Annotated in this window: 14 protein-coding genes; 4 read left to right on the forward strand and 10 right to left on the reverse strand. The window is 48.7% G+C overall.

All coding sequences use genetic code 11. The features are described from left to right. Positions 1–35 precede the first annotated feature (35 nt). Positions 36–281, forward strand: coding sequence for a hypothetical protein (locus tag KO512_RS06375; protein WP_215951495.1), 246 nt, complete (start codon positions 36–38; stop codon positions 279–281). A gap of 169 nt (positions 282–450) precedes the next feature. After that, on the forward strand, positions 451–1,290 hold the full coding sequence (locus tag KO512_RS06380) for a putative metalloprotease CJM1_0395 family protein (RefSeq protein ID WP_215951496.1): 840 nt from the start codon (positions 451–453) through the stop codon (positions 1,288–1,290). 151 nt (positions 1,291–1,441) lie between these two features. On the opposite strand, the gene KO512_RS06385 is transcribed toward KO512_RS06380, so the two are convergent. From KO512_RS06385 to xseA, 6 genes are all read right to left on the reverse strand, one after another. Next, positions 1,442–3,595: a glutamine synthetase III family protein gene (locus KO512_RS06385; protein ID WP_215951497.1), complete on the reverse strand. Its 2,154-nt coding sequence runs from the start codon at positions 3,593–3,595 to the stop codon at positions 1,442–1,444. 252 nt (positions 3,596–3,847) lie between these two features. Further along, the gene (locus KO512_RS06390) at positions 3,848–5,575 is read right to left on the reverse strand and encodes a potassium/proton antiporter (RefSeq protein ID WP_215951498.1); all 1,728 of its coding nucleotides are present in this window, start codon (positions 5,573–5,575) and stop codon (positions 3,848–3,850) included. 374 nt (positions 5,576–5,949) lie between these two features. Further along, positions 5,950–6,711, reverse strand: coding sequence for an alpha/beta fold hydrolase (locus KO512_RS06395; protein WP_215951499.1), 762 nt, complete (start codon positions 6,709–6,711; stop codon positions 5,950–5,952). Between the two features lie 69 nt (positions 6,712–6,780). Further along, positions 6,781–7,407 (reverse strand): FKBP-type peptidyl-prolyl cis-trans isomerase, encoded by a 627-nt coding sequence (locus KO512_RS06400; RefSeq protein WP_215951500.1) that lies wholly within the window; start codon positions 7,405–7,407, stop codon positions 6,781–6,783. Between the two features lie 87 nt (positions 7,408–7,494). After that, complete coding sequence (locus tag KO512_RS06405; RefSeq protein ID WP_215951501.1) at positions 7,495–8,325, reverse strand: M23 family metallopeptidase; 831 nt, start codon at positions 8,323–8,325, stop codon at positions 7,495–7,497. Positions 8,326–8,334: 9 nt separating this feature from the next. Further along, entirely contained in the window at positions 8,335–9,705 is a 1,371-nt protein-coding gene (xseA, locus tag KO512_RS06410) for an exodeoxyribonuclease VII large subunit (protein WP_215951502.1), read from the reverse strand. Positions 9,706–9,871: 166 nt separating this feature from the next. On the opposite strand from xseA, the gene guaB reads away from it, so the two are divergent. After that, positions 9,872–11,341, forward strand: coding sequence for an IMP dehydrogenase (gene guaB / locus KO512_RS06415; protein WP_215951503.1), 1,470 nt, complete (start codon positions 9,872–9,874; stop codon positions 11,339–11,341). Between the two features lie 133 nt (positions 11,342–11,474). Further along, a complete protein-coding gene (guaA, locus tag KO512_RS06420) occupies positions 11,475–13,055 on the forward strand; it encodes a glutamine-hydrolyzing GMP synthase (protein WP_215951504.1) in 1,581 nt (526 codons plus the stop codon). Positions 13,056–13,238: 183 nt separating this feature from the next. Here the strand turns inward: guaA and KO512_RS06425 are convergent, their stop codons facing one another. From KO512_RS06425 to KO512_RS06440, 4 genes are all read right to left on the reverse strand, one after another. Continuing rightward, positions 13,239–14,429 carry an MFS transporter gene (locus tag KO512_RS06425; protein ID WP_215951505.1) on the reverse strand — a complete coding sequence of 397 codons (1,191 nt, stop codon included), beginning with the start codon at positions 14,427–14,429 and terminating at the stop codon, positions 13,239–13,241. Next, a complete protein-coding gene (locus KO512_RS06430; protein ID WP_215951506.1) occupies positions 14,426–15,673 on the reverse strand; it encodes an FAD-dependent oxidoreductase in 1,248 nt (415 codons plus the stop codon). Before KO512_RS06430 ends, KO512_RS06425 begins: the two co-directional genes overlap by 4 nt. 58 nt (positions 15,674–15,731) lie before the next feature. After that, complete coding sequence (locus tag KO512_RS06435; protein WP_215951507.1) at positions 15,732–16,178, reverse strand: MarR family winged helix-turn-helix transcriptional regulator; 447 nt, start codon at positions 16,176–16,178, stop codon at positions 15,732–15,734. A 552-nt stretch (positions 16,179–16,730) separates the two neighbouring features. Further along, a complete protein-coding gene (locus tag KO512_RS06440; protein WP_252734861.1) occupies positions 16,731–17,174 on the reverse strand; it encodes a MauE/DoxX family redox-associated membrane protein in 444 nt (147 codons plus the stop codon). Between the last annotated feature and the right edge of the window lie 116 nt (positions 17,175–17,290).

Consider the following 17,290-nt stretch of genomic DNA (forward strand, 5'->3'; position numbering starts at 1 on the left):
TGAAATAGTCTGGCAAGTGAAATAAGAGGTGCTTTATGAACGTTACATCAGCGCTGAGTACTGGGGTTCTAGGATTAAATCGGGGTTTGGACGGCGTCCAAAAAGTGGCGTCTGATATCGCCGGAGCTGGGAAGTCCGATACGCCAGAAGAGGGAACAGGGAACGACCTAAATCAGTCTTTGGCTGATCTCGCTGTTGAAAAGAATGCTGTTGCCGCATCCACTAAAGTTGTGCAGTCGGTGGATGAGACGTTGGGGACATTGATTGATATTCGTGCTTAATATTTAGCACTGTTTTATAACTATTAGGCCGTTATTGCCGTGGTTTATATCAATTCCTTAATGGCTGACTTGGCGGCTATCTATGTCATAACCGCGATCGCAAAATATTTATGTTCTGAAGAAGGTGTTTTTAATCAGTAACGTTAATAAGTAACGGGAGGTAGACGTGATGCAGGTATCTCTGGCTACCGGTTCACATGTTCTGAATACGAGTGATTCATTCAAGGCTGCCGAGCGGAATCCATCTACGGTGGCGAACAGCGTATTACCTTCTGTGTCGCCTTCCGATACAGTGCAAACGTCTCCTTCTACTCCTCCGGTGCAGCCTTCTCATGAGGCATCCGCTGCCGATACGAATCCAAATACCAAAGACCAATCCCTCGGCGACTCCGCAAATCGATCGTCTAACTCAGCGGAGGCCGAAAGTGAGTCTCAGTTGTTAACTGAATTAGCCGCTCGTGATATGGAGGTGCGTCAGCATGAGCTAACCCATGCCGCGGCAGGTGGTCAGTATGCCGGTGCTCTTACGTTTGAGTATCAACGAGGCCCTGATGGTAGGCTCTATGCGGTAGGTGGCGAAGTTAGTATCGATACTTCGTCGGTGCCGAATGACCCTCAAGCAACGTTAGAGAAAGCTGAAGTTATTATGCGAGCTGCGCTAGCGGTAGCTGAACCCTCCTCTCAAGATCGCTCTGTTGCGGCGCAAGCAGCTGCGATGGCGGTAGAGGCGCGCGCAGAGCTGGCACGGGAGAGCAGTGAGCCTGACGATAGCAGTGAGAATCAGCGCCAGATGGAATCACTTAGCGATGAGCAACGTGCAGACGCGTTGGAAAAACAGAAAAAAGAGCTGGAGGAGCAAGAGCAGGGTCAAGCAGATAAGCGTGCTGAGTACAGTCAACAGCTGGCCGAGGTTAACCTAAAACTGGCTGAAATTAATCAGAAATTGATCGATGCTGGGGTGTTCAAAAAGCTTTTTAATGAAGGCTTTGTCTTTGATGAAAGGGTTTAGTTGCACTGGGTTTTGGTCCCAATAGAAAGTGCACGCTAAGCTAAAAAGCCGATTACATAAAAATAGTTATAAAAAAAGCACGTGTTATAACGTGCTTTTTTATTGCTGCGCTCAGTCGAACGCAGCAATTGACTGCAATACCGCGTGTTTATTATTTAATAAACAGCATTTCACGGTATTTAGGCAGAGGCCAGAGGCTATCATCAACCAGCATTTCCAACTGATCGGCAGCGCTACGTACTTTCAGCATTAGGCTACAAACATCCGTTGCAAGGAACTGCATATGAGCTTCAGTAGATTCAAACTCTTCTGTTGCCAATGCTGCGCTGAGTTCTTCAACCGCAGCCATCATCGCATTGGCGGCATCAGCGACTTTCTCTGCAGGAGAGAACGTCAGTGTCACACCGGTCGCGGCGATATTCGACAAGTAGTTAATGGCTGCTGGGTAGATGATCGTGGTTGCCATTTCGACAACCAGTTTCGCTTCTACTTCAATAGAAAGAACATATTGCTCGGCATATACTTCAAAGCGGCTAGCCAGTTCTGCTGGTGTAAAGACGCCAGTATTGGCGAACAGGTCGATCACTTCCTGAGTTTTAAAGGCAGGTAGTGCATCCGCAGTGGTTGGGATGTTTTTCAGACCATGCTTCTCAACAGCGTCTGTATGCCACTGGGAAGAGTAGCCGTCGCCACCAAAGACAACTTTGCCGTGCTCTTCCATCAGCTCTTGCAGCACAGTAAATACAGCTGCTGTTTTGTCGGCGTTAGCCGCCAATGCTGTTTCGAGTTTCGCTGCAATCCATTCAAGTGAATCAGCCAGCATGGTATTCATTGCGACCAATGGGCCAGAGACCGATTGAGATGAACCGACTGCACGGAATTCAAAACGGTTACCGGTAAAGGCAAACGGTGAAGTACGGTTACGGTCGCCTGGGTCACGATCAAATTTCAGGATCTGTGACAGGCCAATATCCATCTGTCCACCCGTCGTTGGCACGTGAAGCGCACCGGTTCTGATGTCATCAAATACTTTTTCCAGTTGATCACCCAGATAAACAGATAGGATAGCTGGAGGCGCTTCGTTAGCACCTAAGCGATGGTCGTTGGCAGCGGAAGCAATAACAGCCCGCAATAGTGATCCATATTTGTGCACGCCGCGAATTACCGCACCACAAAAGAGCAGGAAGTTTAGGTTTTCGTTTGGTGTGTTACCAGGATCGAGCAGGTTACCTTGGGTCGCATTGCCTACAGACCAGTTAACATGCTTGCCTGAGCCATTAATGCCGGCAAAAGGTTTCTCATGTAATAGGCAGATAAAGCCATGACGTTTAGCGGTATTTTTCAGCAAAGTCATCAATAATTGCTGATGGTCAGAGGCTACATTGGCCGCTTCAAAGTACGGAGCGATCTCAAATTGGCCTGGAGCTACTTCGTTATGGTGCGTTTTAGCCGGAATTCCCAGACAATAGAGTCTATCTTCCAGATCTTGCATGAAAACCTGCACACGTTCAGGTATTGCACCAAAATAGTGATCATCGAATTCCTGACCTTTAGCAGGTGAAGCACCAAACAGTGTTCTACCGGCTAGCAATAGGTCGGGACGAGCGTTGGCGAATTTTTCATCAATCAGGAAGTATTCCTGTTCTGCACCACAGCTTGAGTTGAGGGTAGCGATCTCTGTTTCGCCCATCAACGCCAATACTTTTTGTGCTGCGCTATCCATTGCAGCATTTGAGCGTAGCAGTGGAATTTTCTTATCCAAGGCTTCACCTGTCCAAGACATGAAGACACTTGGAATCATCAATACAGCACCGTTAGCGGTATGCATGATGTAGGCTGGGCTGGTTGGATCCCATGCGGTATAACCGCGAGCCGCATTGGTCATCCGCAGGCTGCCGTTCGGGAAAGATGAACCATCTGGCTCGCCTTTGATCAGCAAACTGCCGGTAAATTCTGTGATTGCGGTGCCATCAGCGTTGGTAACGACAAAACCGTCGTGCTTCTCTGCGGTGGCATTGGTCATTGGATAGAAGATGTGTGAGAAGAACTTAGCACCTTTAGCCATGGCCCAGTCTTTCATAGCGGCTGCGACAACATCAGCAACGGCTAGCTCTAATTCAGAACCGGTTTGTACTGTTTTTTTGATAGCTTTAAAAGCAGCTTTGGAAAGCGATTCTTCCATCTGTTGCAGACCAAACACATCAGACGCCCAGATCTCTTTTAGTGGGGCTGTCATGGTGGTGGTGTAGGGTGCAGCATTGGTGATTTCTTTAACTGCACTCAAACGTGATTCATTTCTGCTCATCTTTTTCCCCTGCATCCAAATTTTCCAGTGGATTTTAGTTGGTATGGGTTTTAGCAACCCAGATATTTAATGTGAATTAATGATAGGTATTAAAGTAAGCAATAATCGAACCAATCTTATGATTTGTATCGATTCGATTGGCGGGAAAGGCAGGTAGTTTGTTTTGGGTACTTAGAGCTGACCGAGAGCTGATCGATAATTATGGAAGGACAGGACATCGGTATTGCGAATGCCCTGTTTTTGACGAAGGTGTTAAGCCTTACCGAGTTGCATCTGTGGATCTCGTATAAAGCTCACTGTCGCAATCTCCTGTGCCTGAAAGCTTTGTATAGTTAACTTGGCCGCCTCAATTTTTAGATGGTTGCCGATCTCTAATGGTTTAACCGTCTGTTTTAAATAGTCACTCAAGCTGGTGGTGTCGCAGGGACCAATAATGATGCCGTAGGACCTGAAGATATCTTCAAGGGTGGATGAACCCTTTAATAGTAGTTCTTCATTAGGCAGGTCGGTGGCTAGGCTCGGGGCTATGGTTGAAAAAATACAGTCAACAAATGGCCGCAAGCCGGGTTTCAGCACAATAAACAGATGATCCTCTGTTTGTAGTTTGCTGGAACCTCGTGGCGGGAATACATCATTTCCTCTGGTTATCATGGCCACTACAGCCCCCTCGGGTAGAGCCAACTGAGAGATAGTAAGATCGAGTGCTTTCGAGTTTTCTCCCAATGTATACCGGACGATTTCAGTATCGATATTGGCCAATGCCGCTATTTCCAGTGTCGCAGAAGGCGTAGCAGGTGGCGGCTCAATTAGCTTCAGTTTTCGTGCCATCCAAGGGAGTGTTGAGCCCTGTAGTGTGGCGGATATTAACACCACAAAGAAGACAACATTAAAGAGCAGATCTGCTTGGGGTAGGCCAAATATGAGTGGGAATATGGCGAGAATAATCGGCACCGATCCTCGCAAACCCACCCAGGAAACTAAGCCTATTTCTCGTTTATTAAAACCAAAGAAGGCTAGCAGAGGAGCGACGGCGAGTGGGCGGGCGACAAAGATCAGTACTAAGGCGATCAATAAGCCTTCGCGCCAGACCTGAATCAGCGAAGTAGGTGTTACCAGCAGACCGAGCATCACGAACATGCCGATTTGGCTAAGCCAGGCTAAACCGTCGTGAAATAGAAAGGTTGCCCGTTGATAAACAAATCGACCATTACCAATAATGACGCCGGTAATAAAAATGGAGAAGAAGCCGCTGCCGCCGAGTGTTGCTGATACACCAAAAGAGAGTAATCCGCAGGCTGACACCATGACCGGATAGAGGCCCGGGGCTTGCAGTGAAATACGGTTAAATAGCTTAACTGCGGGATAGCCTATCGCTAAGCCAATAATACTCCCCACACCCATCTGTTGGACAAATAAGATCAGTAGTTCTGTGCCGGGCATGGCATTGGTGGTGACGAGTTGTAATAGACCGATGGTGAGGAAAATCGCCATCGGGTCGTTGGATGCACTTTCTATTTCTAGAGTAGATTTTAGGCGCGGGCTTAGGTGGATGCCGGCATTTCGTAAAATCGTGAATACCGCAGCGGCATCGGTTGAGCCGACAATTGCTCCTAATAGGAAGCCGACAGGCAGTGATAGGTCTAAAATATAGGCGGCGGCCAGTCCAGTGATACCTGCAGTGATCGCCACGCCTAAGGTTGCCAGTGCGCTGGCGGGTTTCCAGACCAGTTTGATCGACGATAGCGAGGTTTGTAAGCCGCCATCAAAGAGAATGATGGCCAGCGCTATTGTGCCCAATGCATGAGCGGTATCCACATCGTTGAATTGAATTCTACCAATGCCATCTTCACCCGCCAACATGCCGACTCCGAGGAAGATCACCAGTACCGGCAAGCCAATCCGAGGGGAAAGCTTACTGGTAATAACCCCAGTAAACAGCAGCACCGCAGCAATAAGAATCTGATGATCAATGGGAAACATGAAGCGTCCTTTCGTGAAAAATGGCAAAAATATTATCGAATCACCGTTTGGTGAGCCTAATAAAAATCTGCGAACTTAGCTGCTATTGTTAGTCCGTTAAAACCGCTTAGTGTTCAACGTGCGTTATATATAAGGGCGTTTACAGTTTAACCAATCCATGTGATGAATTGTTTTCAGTTTAAAGTTATACCGCTTGCGAGGAGAGCGGCCGGTGTGATTGAGCTTTAACATGAGAATTAAGCTGCCCTTAATTTTGCACCGCCTCACCGATGCAGCGATAACCCAGTGGTAAGCTAATGGCACGTTGTTGCATGAGGCATGGCTGCGTTTATCTATTTTCCTGCTCTATTCGCTGAATGGCTTAGCGATCAGCTTTACTTCATTAAATAGTTTAAAACCAATTTAGTAAAGATGGCCGCTTTTTCCGCATGGGGCCAATGGCCTGATCCTTGAATCATTCGATAGTCGGCTTTAGGAAACAGCGCCAGTATCTGGTCACGGTAATCAGGGGTGATGTAGTCGGAATTTTCGCCTTTAATAAACAACACGGGTTTATCGAATGCGGGGCCGCAAGGGGCTTTGCTGATCTCGTCGTAACAGGCTTCCAGCGTTGGTAAGTTCATGCGCCAAGCAAACTGTTTTGCTTCGTTGCGATATAAGTTCGTGAGGAGAAACTGCCGCACAGCGAGTTCAGGAATGGACTGGCTAAGCTGCTGGTCAGCTTCTCGGCGAGAGGTTAGGTGTTCTAGGTCGACAGCATTGAGTCCGGCGAACACTTCACTGTGATGGTTCGGGTATTGAACTGGGGCAATATCAACAATGATCAGTTTGTCGACACGCTGAGGGTTATTCATCGCTACTTGCATCGCGACTTTTCCGCCCATTGAGTGACCTAAGATATGGGCGCTCGTCAGTCCCTGTTGATCCATCAGTTCGATGATGTCAGCGGCCATTTCAGGGTAGCTCATAGTCTGCGTATGAGGTGAGCGGCCATGGTTACGTAGGTCAACGGCATAGACGGTGTAATGTTCCGCCAGTGCTTTGGTTTGTCCGCTCCAGTTCTGCAGCGTGCCAAACAGGCCGTGAATAATAATCAGCGGTGCTCCGCTACCGGTAATCTGCAGGTTTAGGTGCATTGTTTTCTCCATAAAAAAAGACCGGGGCATACGCGACCGGTCTTTATTACATCAGATGTGAGTTCCCAGTTACAGGATTTCTAACAGCTCAACATCAAAGACCAGTGTTGCGTACGGTGGGATACCGCCGGGTGAACCCTGTGCGCCGTATGCCAGTTGATACGGAACAGTCAGACGCCATTTGGCACCTTTAGTCATCATTTGTAGTGCTTCAGTCCAACCAGCGATAACGCCGCCGACTGGGAATTCTGCAGGCTGACCACGCTCGTAAGAGCTGTCAAATACTTTACCATCGGTGAATGTACCGTGGTAGTGAGTGCGAACAGTCGATTCAGCGGTAGGGCTTTCGCCACCTTCTTCACCGGCAGTAATGATTTCGTACTGCAGGCCTGAATCCGTCACGAAAATCTCTTCACGCAGGGCATTTTTTTGCAGATACAGTTCGCCTTCAGCAGCAGCTACTTTCGCCTGCTCTTCAGCTTTTGCTTGCATGCTTGCTTGGATCTCGTTAAACGCAGCCTGAATTTTATCGCCTTCGATGCTCAGTGCTTCACCGGCAAATGCTTCTTTAATACCCGCAATAACGGCATTTAATTCTACGCCGTCGAAGCTTTGGGTTGCGATGTGATCGCCCATCTGACGGCCGATACCGTAGCTAGCGATCTGTTCAGTTGTTTCAAATTTAATTTCAGACATGAGTACTCTGTCGGTTCGATTTTAAAGAACGGCGAAGACTACCATATTCGCCTGCTTATATCTTGCTTACATACGGTTGATTGCGACCTACTGGGCCACAAAGAGTAGTGGGTCTACCCGAGTATTGTTCAGGCTAACACTCCAGTGAAGATGAGGACCCGTCACGCGGCCGGTTTTGCCAATCTTGCCGATACCGTCGCCGGTATTAAGCTGATCGCCGACCTTAACGTCGATTTTACTCATGTGACAGTACATAGTGGTCAAGCCATAGCCATGATCAACGATGACGGTGTTGCCGTTGAAGAAGTATTCGCCAACAGCAACCACTTTTCCCGGAGCAGGCGCATGGATAGGACCGCCCTGTCCGCCGGCGATATCGAGACCGCTGTGGGGGTTGCGGGGCTGATCATTAAAAAAGCGTTTCAAGCCGAACGGGCTACTAAAGCGACCGGTCGCAGGTAGATTGAATTGGGCTGTGGATATTGCCGGCGTACTCCAAGATTTAAACGCAGCCACCATCTCTTCTTTTTCTCTTTTATAGCGCGCGAGGTCTTGAGTATTGGGATTAACGTGACGCTTGTTAGTGATTGTCAGGCGTTGTTCTTTATAAGCCTTGTCCTGAATCTTAAAAGGGAAGCGTTTGCCATCGGCTTTCATCAGTTGCTCTTGGCTGGGTTTAGCCGATAGTGGGATACCAATAACGGCTAGCCAAGAAGCTTGATCCGCATACGTGGTGTCTTGGGCAGGGATAACCATGACACGGTTGCCGCGGTACCAAGCCGATGGGGCTGCTTTCGTGTCTAGCCCACTGAGCGGTATGAGGGCGATCCCCCCAGGTACTCGAGATTCTGTTGGTAGGTCGATCGCTGCCGCTGAAAGACTGAATAATAGGGCAAACATAAAACTGACAAAGCGCATAGGGCGTCCTTATTCCTTAATAACCTGAGTGACTCTGCTGATAAAACGGCCGTTGGCGAGCCGAGTTTCAACGCTGTTATCCATTGCTACATGGTCGATATCTTGTATAACTTTGCCCGTTTGATCCTGAACAATAGCGTAACCCCGATCGAGCGTTGCTAAAGGGCTGACGCTGTTAAGAGTAGCGGCTAAGCCGGATAATTTTAGCTGGTTCTGTTTTAGTAAACCTTGCATCAGTGTGGTTAGCCGATGTTGCAGTTCATCCTTGCGTTGCTGCCCAGCGGTTATACGGGGCTGGGGGGAGCAGCGTTGGTAGCGTTGTTGCCATTGACTGAGCTGCTGTTTATGTCGCTCCACGTTGAGTCTGACCGCACGCTGCATGCGTAGTTCCAGCTCGTCGAGCTTCTGGGCTTGCTCTTTGAGTTTATCACCGGGGTGGCGCAGTCGGGCGCGAGTCCATTGGAGCTTCTGTAGATGCTGCTGATGATTGCGTTTCCAAGCTTGGACCAGCCGCTGCTGTATCTGTTGTAGCCGCAGCAGTATTTGTTGTTGATCGGGGCTAATGAGTTCAGCTGCAGCAGAAGGGGTCGCGGCCCGCAAGTCTGCAACGAAATCGGCGATCGAGACATCCACTTCATGACCGACGGCGCTGATAATCGGAATATGGCTATTGAAGATGCAGTGTGCAACGATCTCTTCATTAAAGGGCCATAGATCTTCCAGTGAGCCGCCACCACGGCCGACGATCAAAACATCGCAGCGACCATCTTCATTGGCTAGCTGAATCGCGCTAACGATTTGAGCCGCTGCATCATTGCCTTGAACCGCAGTCGGAAATAACGTCACCGGCAGTGACGGGAAACGTCGTTTCAATACCGTAAGAATGTCGTGTACCGCGGCCCCAGTAGGGGAGGTTATCACTCCGAGATGCTTTGGATGCGTAGGTATCGGCTTCTTAAAGGCCGGATCGAACAAACCCTGCTGTTGCAGTTTCTGTTTCAGCGCTTCATAGGCTTGCTGTAGCGAGCCAACACCGCTCTCCTCAATAAAGTCGCAGATCAGTTGGTAATCACCTCGGCCGGGGTACAGGCTGACTTTGGCGCGGACGACCACCTTGTCGCCATTTTTGGCTTTGTATTTGAGGTACTGATTACGGTTGCGGAACATCGCGCAGCGCACTTGGGCATCTCGGTCTTTTAGAGTGAAGTACCAATGGCCTGAACTGGCTTTAACAACGTTCGACAGCTCACCTTCAACATGAATGGTCAGGAAGGAGCTCTCTAAAAGAGATTTCACCTGACGGTTCAGTTCGGTAACGCTGAGCGCTTGTGGTGCAGCGCTATGGCGGGATAAATTTGGGGTGTGTGAGTACGATTGCATAGTGTGCATCTTAAACCAACCGATCATCGGTTTGTAATGACTGTTTGGCAGAATTGATAAAATGGATAAAAATGGTTGGGAATAGCTGCATTTTGATTGTCGGACGTGCGACAAAAGGCTATAATCCCGCGTCTTATTTTTTTAGACACTACAGGCAATCTCACTCATGTTGCGAATCGCTGAAGAAGCCCTCACTTTTGATGATGTTCTACTGGTTCCCGGTTACTCCGAGGTTCTGCCTAAAGACGTTTCGTTGACGACACGCCTGACCAAAGGCATTAAACTGAACGTTCCCCTGGTCTCTGCTGCAATGGATACGGTAACCGAATCTGGCCTAGCGATTGCGATGGCACAGGAAGGTGGTATCGGTATCATTCATAAAAACTTAACTATCGAGCAGCAGGCAGCAGAAGTTCGTCGCGTTAAGAAGTATGAAGCAGGAGTGGTTAGTGATCCTGTTACCTGTAGTCCCGATATGACCGTTGGCGAGTTGAATGCACTTTCTGCTCGGCTTGGTTTTTCCGGTTTCCCCGTAATAGATAATGGTGAGCTAGTCGGTATTGTGACCGGCCGAGATGCCCGTTTCGAGAAGAAACTGGACGCGTCTGTTGCCTCTATTATGACGCCTAAAGATCGTTTGGTGACCGTGCTGGAAGGCGCTGATCCCGATGATGTTCGTAATCTGCTACGCAAGCACCGTATCGAAAAAATTCTGGTTGTCGATGAAGCCTTTGGTCTGCGCGGTATGATGACCGTTAAAGACATGAACAAAGCACTGACACATCCAAATGCCGCTAAAGATGGCGATGGTTGCCTGATTGTCGGTGCTGCTGTCGGTACCGGCCCTGAAACAGAAGATCGCGTTGACGCATTGGTTAAAGCCGGTGTTGATGTGATTATCGTTGATACAGCCCATGGTCACTCAAGAGGCGTTATTGATCGTGTTGCTTGGGTGAAGAAAACTTACCCAGGTGTTCAGGTGATTGGCGGTAACATTGCTACTGCTGATGCCGCTATTGCGCTGGCCGAAGCCGGTGCCGATGGTGTTAAAGTGGGTATTGGCCCAGGTTCTATCTGTACTACCCGTATCGTTGCGGGTGTTGGTGTTCCACAGATTACAGCGGTTGCGAATGTTGCCGAAGCATTGAAAGCCTATGATATCCCTTGTATCGCCGATGGTGGTGTACGTTTCTCTGGCGATCTATCTAAAGCGATCGTGGCGGGTGCGTCAGCGGTGATGATCGGCTCTATGTTAGCCGGTACAGATGAAGCGCCGGGTGCTGTGGAACTGTATCAAGGTCGGGCATACAAGTCTTACCGTGGTATGGGCTCTATTGGTGCGATGGCACAGAGTTCAGGTTCTTCTGACCGTTACTTCCAAGACGCTTCGCAAGGTGCTGAGAAATTAGTGCCTGAAGGTATTGAAGGCCGCGTTGCTTGTAAAGGGCCGATGGGTGGTGTTGTGCATCAGTTAATCGGTGGACTGCGCTCTTCCATGGGGTACACTGGCAGCCCAGATATTTTGGCGATGCGGACTATTCCTCAGTTTGTGCGTATCACCAGTGCGGGTATGGCCGAGAGCCATGTGCACGATGTTAGCATAACTAAAGAAGCGCCGAACTATCGCGTTGGATAATCCTTTTTAAATGACTAAAACAGGTGGGATGGCTTCGGCCCTCCCACTTTTTCTTTTTTAACACGCGGCTAAAACAGCCAATCGCCGAGGTTAACCTGAAGCAGGTACCGGCGATGATTTCGGAGTCATCGAAATGTCACAAGATATTCATGCTCAACGAATTCTGATTCTGGATTTCGGTTCACAATATACTCAATTGATTGCCCGTCGGGTACGTGAGATTGGGATCTACTGTGAGATTCATCCATGGGATATGGATGACTCTGCGATCCGTGAATATAACGCCAAGGGTATCATTCTGGCCGGTGGTCCTGAGTCGGTTACTGAGTTCGATTCGCCCCGCATACCTGAAGTGGTATTCGAGGCAAATGTACCATTGCTGGGCATCTGCTACGGTATGCAGGCGATGGCTGAGCAGCTGGGCGGTAGTGTCGTTTCTTCTGATCTGCGTGAATTTGGTTACGCCAAAGTTCGCTTGGAAGACAGCCCTAGCCGTTTGTTGGAAGGTATTGAAGATCAGGTTGCGAATAACGGCTCGCTGATGTTGGATGTTTGGATGAGCCACGGTGATAAAGTAGGTGATCTGCCAGAAGGCTTCAATGTTATCGCTAGCACCGCGAGTGCGCCTGTTGCCGCTATGTGCCATCCAGGTAAAAACTACTACGGTGTTCAGTTCCACCCAGAAGTCACACACACCAAACAGGGCGGCCGTATCCTCGAACGCTTTGTACGTGAAATCTGCGAATGCGATGCGTTGTGGAATCCTGCTAACATCATTGCTGATCTGATCGAAAAAGTTCAGCAGCAGGTCGGTAGCCAGAAAGTATTGTTAGGTCTGTCCGGTGGTGTTGACTCCTCCGTGGTCGCAGCACTGTTACATAAAGCGATCGGCGACCAGTTGACCTGTGTGTTTGTGGATAACGGGCTGTTGCGTAAGAACGAAGGCGATCAGGTCATGGAAATGTTCGCCCGCAACATGGGGGTCAAAGTGATCCGTGTTGATGCGGAAGACCTGTTCCTCGGACGCCTAAAAGGCGAAAGTGATCCAGAAGCTAAGCGTAAGGTTATTGGCAACACCTTTATCGAAGTCTTTGATGAAGAAGCCACTAAACTGAAAGATGTTAATTTCTTAGCACAGGGCACAATCTACCCCGATGTGATCGAATCCGCGGCATCTAAAAATGGTAAAGCGCATGTGATCAAATCCCACCATAACGTCGGCGGCCTGCCAGACGATATGAAGATGGATCTGGTTGAGCCACTGCGTGAACTGTTTAAAGATGAAGTGCGCAAAATCGGCCTAGAACTGGGTCTGCCATACGATATGGTTTACCGTCATCCGTTCCCGGGCCCAGGTTTGGGTGTGCGTATTCTGGGTGAAGTGAAGAAAGAGTATGCGGACATTCTGCGTGAAGCCGATGCGATCTTCCTAGAAGAGCTGCACAAAGCCGATTGGTATCACAAAACCAGCCAGTCTTTTGCTGTTTTCCTGCCGGTTAAATCGGTAGGCGTTGTGGGTGATGCTCGCCGTTATGAATACGTGATCGCTCTGCGCGCCGTTGAAACGATCGACTTCATGACCGCTCGTTGGGCGCACCTGCCTTATGAACTGCTGGAAACCGTCTCAGGTCGAATCATCAATGAGATCGCCCACGTTTCACGGGTGACTTACGATGTAAGCTCTAAGCCACCGGCGACTATTGAGTGGGAATAACTGCTCGCCAGCACTAACCAGCTAGAAACCGCTAAGCCCGCATTGTTGCGGGCTTTTTTGTTTTTATCGCTAGCCATGTCGATAACGTTTTTTTAATTGTTATCCACAACAGATGAATGACAAATTCTCGGTTGAACGCCATTAATTTGAGTAGCTAAAAGATCATCGGTAGTGAAGGACTGGCTAACGAGTGCGCTTTACGTAGATCGCGGCGATAAACAGCAGCGGCACCAGTATCGCTAAGATGAGTAGCAGTTGTATTGCACTATTAGGTGTGCCTGAATGGGTCCAGTAGGCGGCGATAGACCATGGTGCGGCGGCGCGTGCAAGTGACATCGGCACTAGCATAATACCGTTGATGGTGCCGTAGTTGTGGCGTGAAAGGAGTTCTGGCACAGCCATACCCCGCACAATCGTGAAGATACCATTGGCTGCGCCATAGAGAATACATAAACCTGCCAAGGTGAAGGCGGAGGGCGGTAGTTTGAGCATCAAGATCGCCAGTGGAAATGCGATACCCGCCAGTAAGCCAAGCCGCTTGATACTGATCTCTTCGAACAATAGTAGCAGCGTGCGCGCGCCAACTTGGGCGGGGCCAATCAGGGCAATGGCAAAAACAACGGACTGAGTGTCGCTAGATAGAGCGATCAGCAGTGGATAGATGTGATAGGTGAAACCGGAAAAGAGCGCCATGTAAGCACAGAAAGAGGCGCTAAGTAAGTAGAATCGTGGGCTGCGTAATACCGCTCTAATGGGGCTTTCTTCTGGGTTTGGTGTTTGCTGTAGAGGATGATTGTCAGCGTTGGCCGGCCAGATGGCCCATCGATAGAGTGGTGCGGCGATGGTGATATTGATCATGGCTAAGCCTAGCAGTGCATCACGCCAACCCCAATTATCGAGCATGAATTGCAGTAAGGGGACGAATACGGTGCTGGCAAACCCAGCCCATAGCGTGATGGCCGTGATCGCTGAACGTGCTTGCTGCGTGCCCAGTTGCCGTACGGTGACCGCAAAGGCTGGTTCGTAGGATAGCGCCGCTTGAAGCACCCCCAATGTTATGATGAGGGCATAAAGCGACAGTATGCTGTCAATATTAGACCAGCCTATCAAGACAAAAGAGGCCGCGACTGTTGCCCCGACCATCAGCTTGCGTCCATGGCCGCGATCAATCATTGCGCCAATCGGATAGGTGGCCAACGCAGAGGCGACTAAGCCGAGTGTGGCGGCACCATAAATATCAGCGCGGCTCCATCCCAACTCAGCGGCCATAGCTTCGGCAATAAGGGGAAAGCTGTAATATAGCGTTCCCCAAGAGACGAGTTGACTGAGGCCAAGCGCAGAAATAAAGCCGCGCTTGGGTGCTAACCTATTCATCCTTGGCAAGTAGAAACTACGGGGGCTGCTGTATATGTCTGACAAATGGCCGACATTTCGGGTGTACCCAGCGCAGAGACAACAGCGGTAACTTGTTTATAACCCGTTCTCAGCAGAAAGGTTGGTGCACGGCCATAACTCTTGATGCCCAAGATAAACAGGCCAGATTCAGGATGTGACAGTTCGGCTAGGCCATGTTCAGGCACTGAGCCGCAGCTATGTATATTCGGATCGATAAGTGGCGCCAACTGAATAGGGCTTTGAGTCGCAGGGTCCAACGAGGTGCGCAATTCGGCAAGCAGGTTAAGGTTTGGCCGAAAGCCGGTGGCGGCGATGATACGATCGACGGGCGGTAACGTTTTCGATCCACTTTGTACGATTAACTTGCCGTTTTTGCGTTGAATTGTATCAATCTCAAGTTCGGTAAATACTTCGATACGTCCCTGCTCAAGTAACTCCTGAATCCGTACTTCGAGGCGTCGGCGCTCTTGCAGTTCATCATTTTCGGGTGAGCGAACAACGTTGCTGACTGAACTATTTCTCACTCCCCAAAGCACGCGCATATCTTGATGCTCATCGGCGAGTTGCACTAAATCCTGTAGTGCATTGAAAGCGGAATGACCACCACCCACAACCAGTACCGATCTGTTTTTATATTGCGCTCGTGCAGAACCAAGAATATTGGGAACACCGTAGGCGATGGCCTCTGCGGCTTCGGTTTCCCCCAATGCTGGAATGCCATGTGTACCCAGCCAATTAGGCATTTGGTAGGTACCTGATGCATCGATAACCGCCTGCACGATCATATCTTCTTCACCTTCAGGGCTTGATACTCGCAGCACGAACGGCGCTTCATTGCGACCTTTAGTGCGTAACAGGTCATGATTGAGTCGGCTAACATATTTAACTTGTGTGTTTAGATGCAGGTGAGGGCTGATCTCTGGGTGAGAGGCTAATGGGGTGACATACTGCTCTAGCAGTTCATTACCGGTGGGGAAATCCGTCGCCGTGGGTTCACTCCAACCGTTTTGTTTTAGTAGTTCTGCCGCTGCAGGGTCTACGTTGTATGCCCAAGGGGAAAACATACGCACATGTCCCCAGCGAGCGATATTAGCGCCTGCTTGATTACCCGCTTCAAACAGAACGGGAGTGTAGCCCCGCTTGAGTAGTTGTACTGCGGCACTCAATCCTATGGGGCCAGCGCCAATAACGGCCACCGGTAGGTTCATTGTTTCGTTGTGCATAAGTCTGTCCTCCATGATTAATGTTGTTACTGACAACTAATAGGTTAAAAAAAGTGCGTTATGAGCCTAAGCGAGCACGTGCAGCCTTTGTTAGCTGCTGAATAAGGGTTAATGTGCCATCAATCACTTCCGGCGAAACATCTTTAATGAGCGAAGCCTCTTCTAAAATCAAGTCTTGATGAATGGTATGGTATAGCGCCTCACCTGCGGGTGTTAGTGACAGCTGGATTGCTCGCTGGTCTGCGGGATCCAGAAGCTTGAGCACATACTCTTTGCGCAATAAAGAATCTACCACGCGGCTGGTGGTGCTCTTATCTAGATACATCTCATCAGCGAGTGCCTGCAATCTCAAAGGGCCACGTTTTACTAAGGTTTCAAGCGCATAACACTGTGCTACCGATACATCGTGGGAGCAGATGTAATCCCTATCCCTGAACTGATGAACACGGATAAGTTGGTTGACGGCTTCATATAGCGCTTCAGCACGCTCTAAATTAGCGGGCATAGAGTTAAACCTTGATAATTTATGTTGTTAGTAACAACTATAATCATTGTTGTCTCAGCTTGCAAGTTTGAATGACCGCTTTGTATTGCTCAACCGTTTGATTAGGGCCTATATTGATACTGGATGGGAATTTGATAGCCGCTGAGTGTTTGTTGAAATCCTGCATGATTTATTGTTCTGTATTATTCGATATATTAGGGTTTATGCCGCTGTTGTTAGCCGATCGTTGTTAATTTATATATCGAATAAAGCAGAGTAATATCGGCATAAATGAATGAATAAATAAAAGCGAAAATATGAAGTTAAGGCGTTTTTTTTGATCAGTGCTGCAATACTGTGTATGAATTTAATAGCGAGGATAAGTCCCACAATGGCAATCGGTGATGATCCGATTAGTGGCATCGACATTTTATCCAGTGGCCAAACTACCCATAACAGAACTAGGGTTTTATCTGGCTAGGTAATAACGGTATGCATGTTCATATGTGGAAAATGGCGCGTATAAAAAAATTACCATGAGAGGTTGGTCATCATGGTAATTATCAGACTGTATTAGTTTTTAGATGGTTTTTGTTTTTGCGGGATAGTGCACAAAGTGTCCCAGTCTCTTAACCAATAAAGGGCGAGGCAGGCCGCGAGCATAGGCCAAGCCGCAAAAAACAATAGATTATTAAAAGGATCCATATATTTATTGTAAGCCACTAAGGTTGATAGCGTATGGAGCACTAAAATGCCCATGTATGTCCAGCGACGCCAGAGTCCGGCAACAAAAGCCAGAATAAACAACAACTCTGCGGCGCCTATGATGTAAGCAAAATATTGGGTGAGCCAGTCAATGCCATAAAATTTATTCATCATTACGCCCGTGTGGGCAGGGCTAGCAAACTTATCGAGAGTCCATACAAGCATGACGACAAAGACACCTAAGCGCAATGCCAGCAAAGAGCGCGATAGTGGCTTTTGCAGGGTTTCGGGAATCGAAGCTTGAGAATTCATTAATGATTTACCTTTTTTAAATTATTTATATCAGGGTTTTTTGTGTGGATAATATATGGTTAAATTTTTTACAGTAGATAGACTCTATGGTGAAAATAAAAGTTCCGCTGTTTTAT

Source organism: Amphritea atlantica, from assembly GCF_018860855.1.
Taxonomy (GTDB): domain Bacteria; phylum Pseudomonadota; class Gammaproteobacteria; order Pseudomonadales; family Balneatricaceae; genus Amphritea; species Amphritea atlantica_A.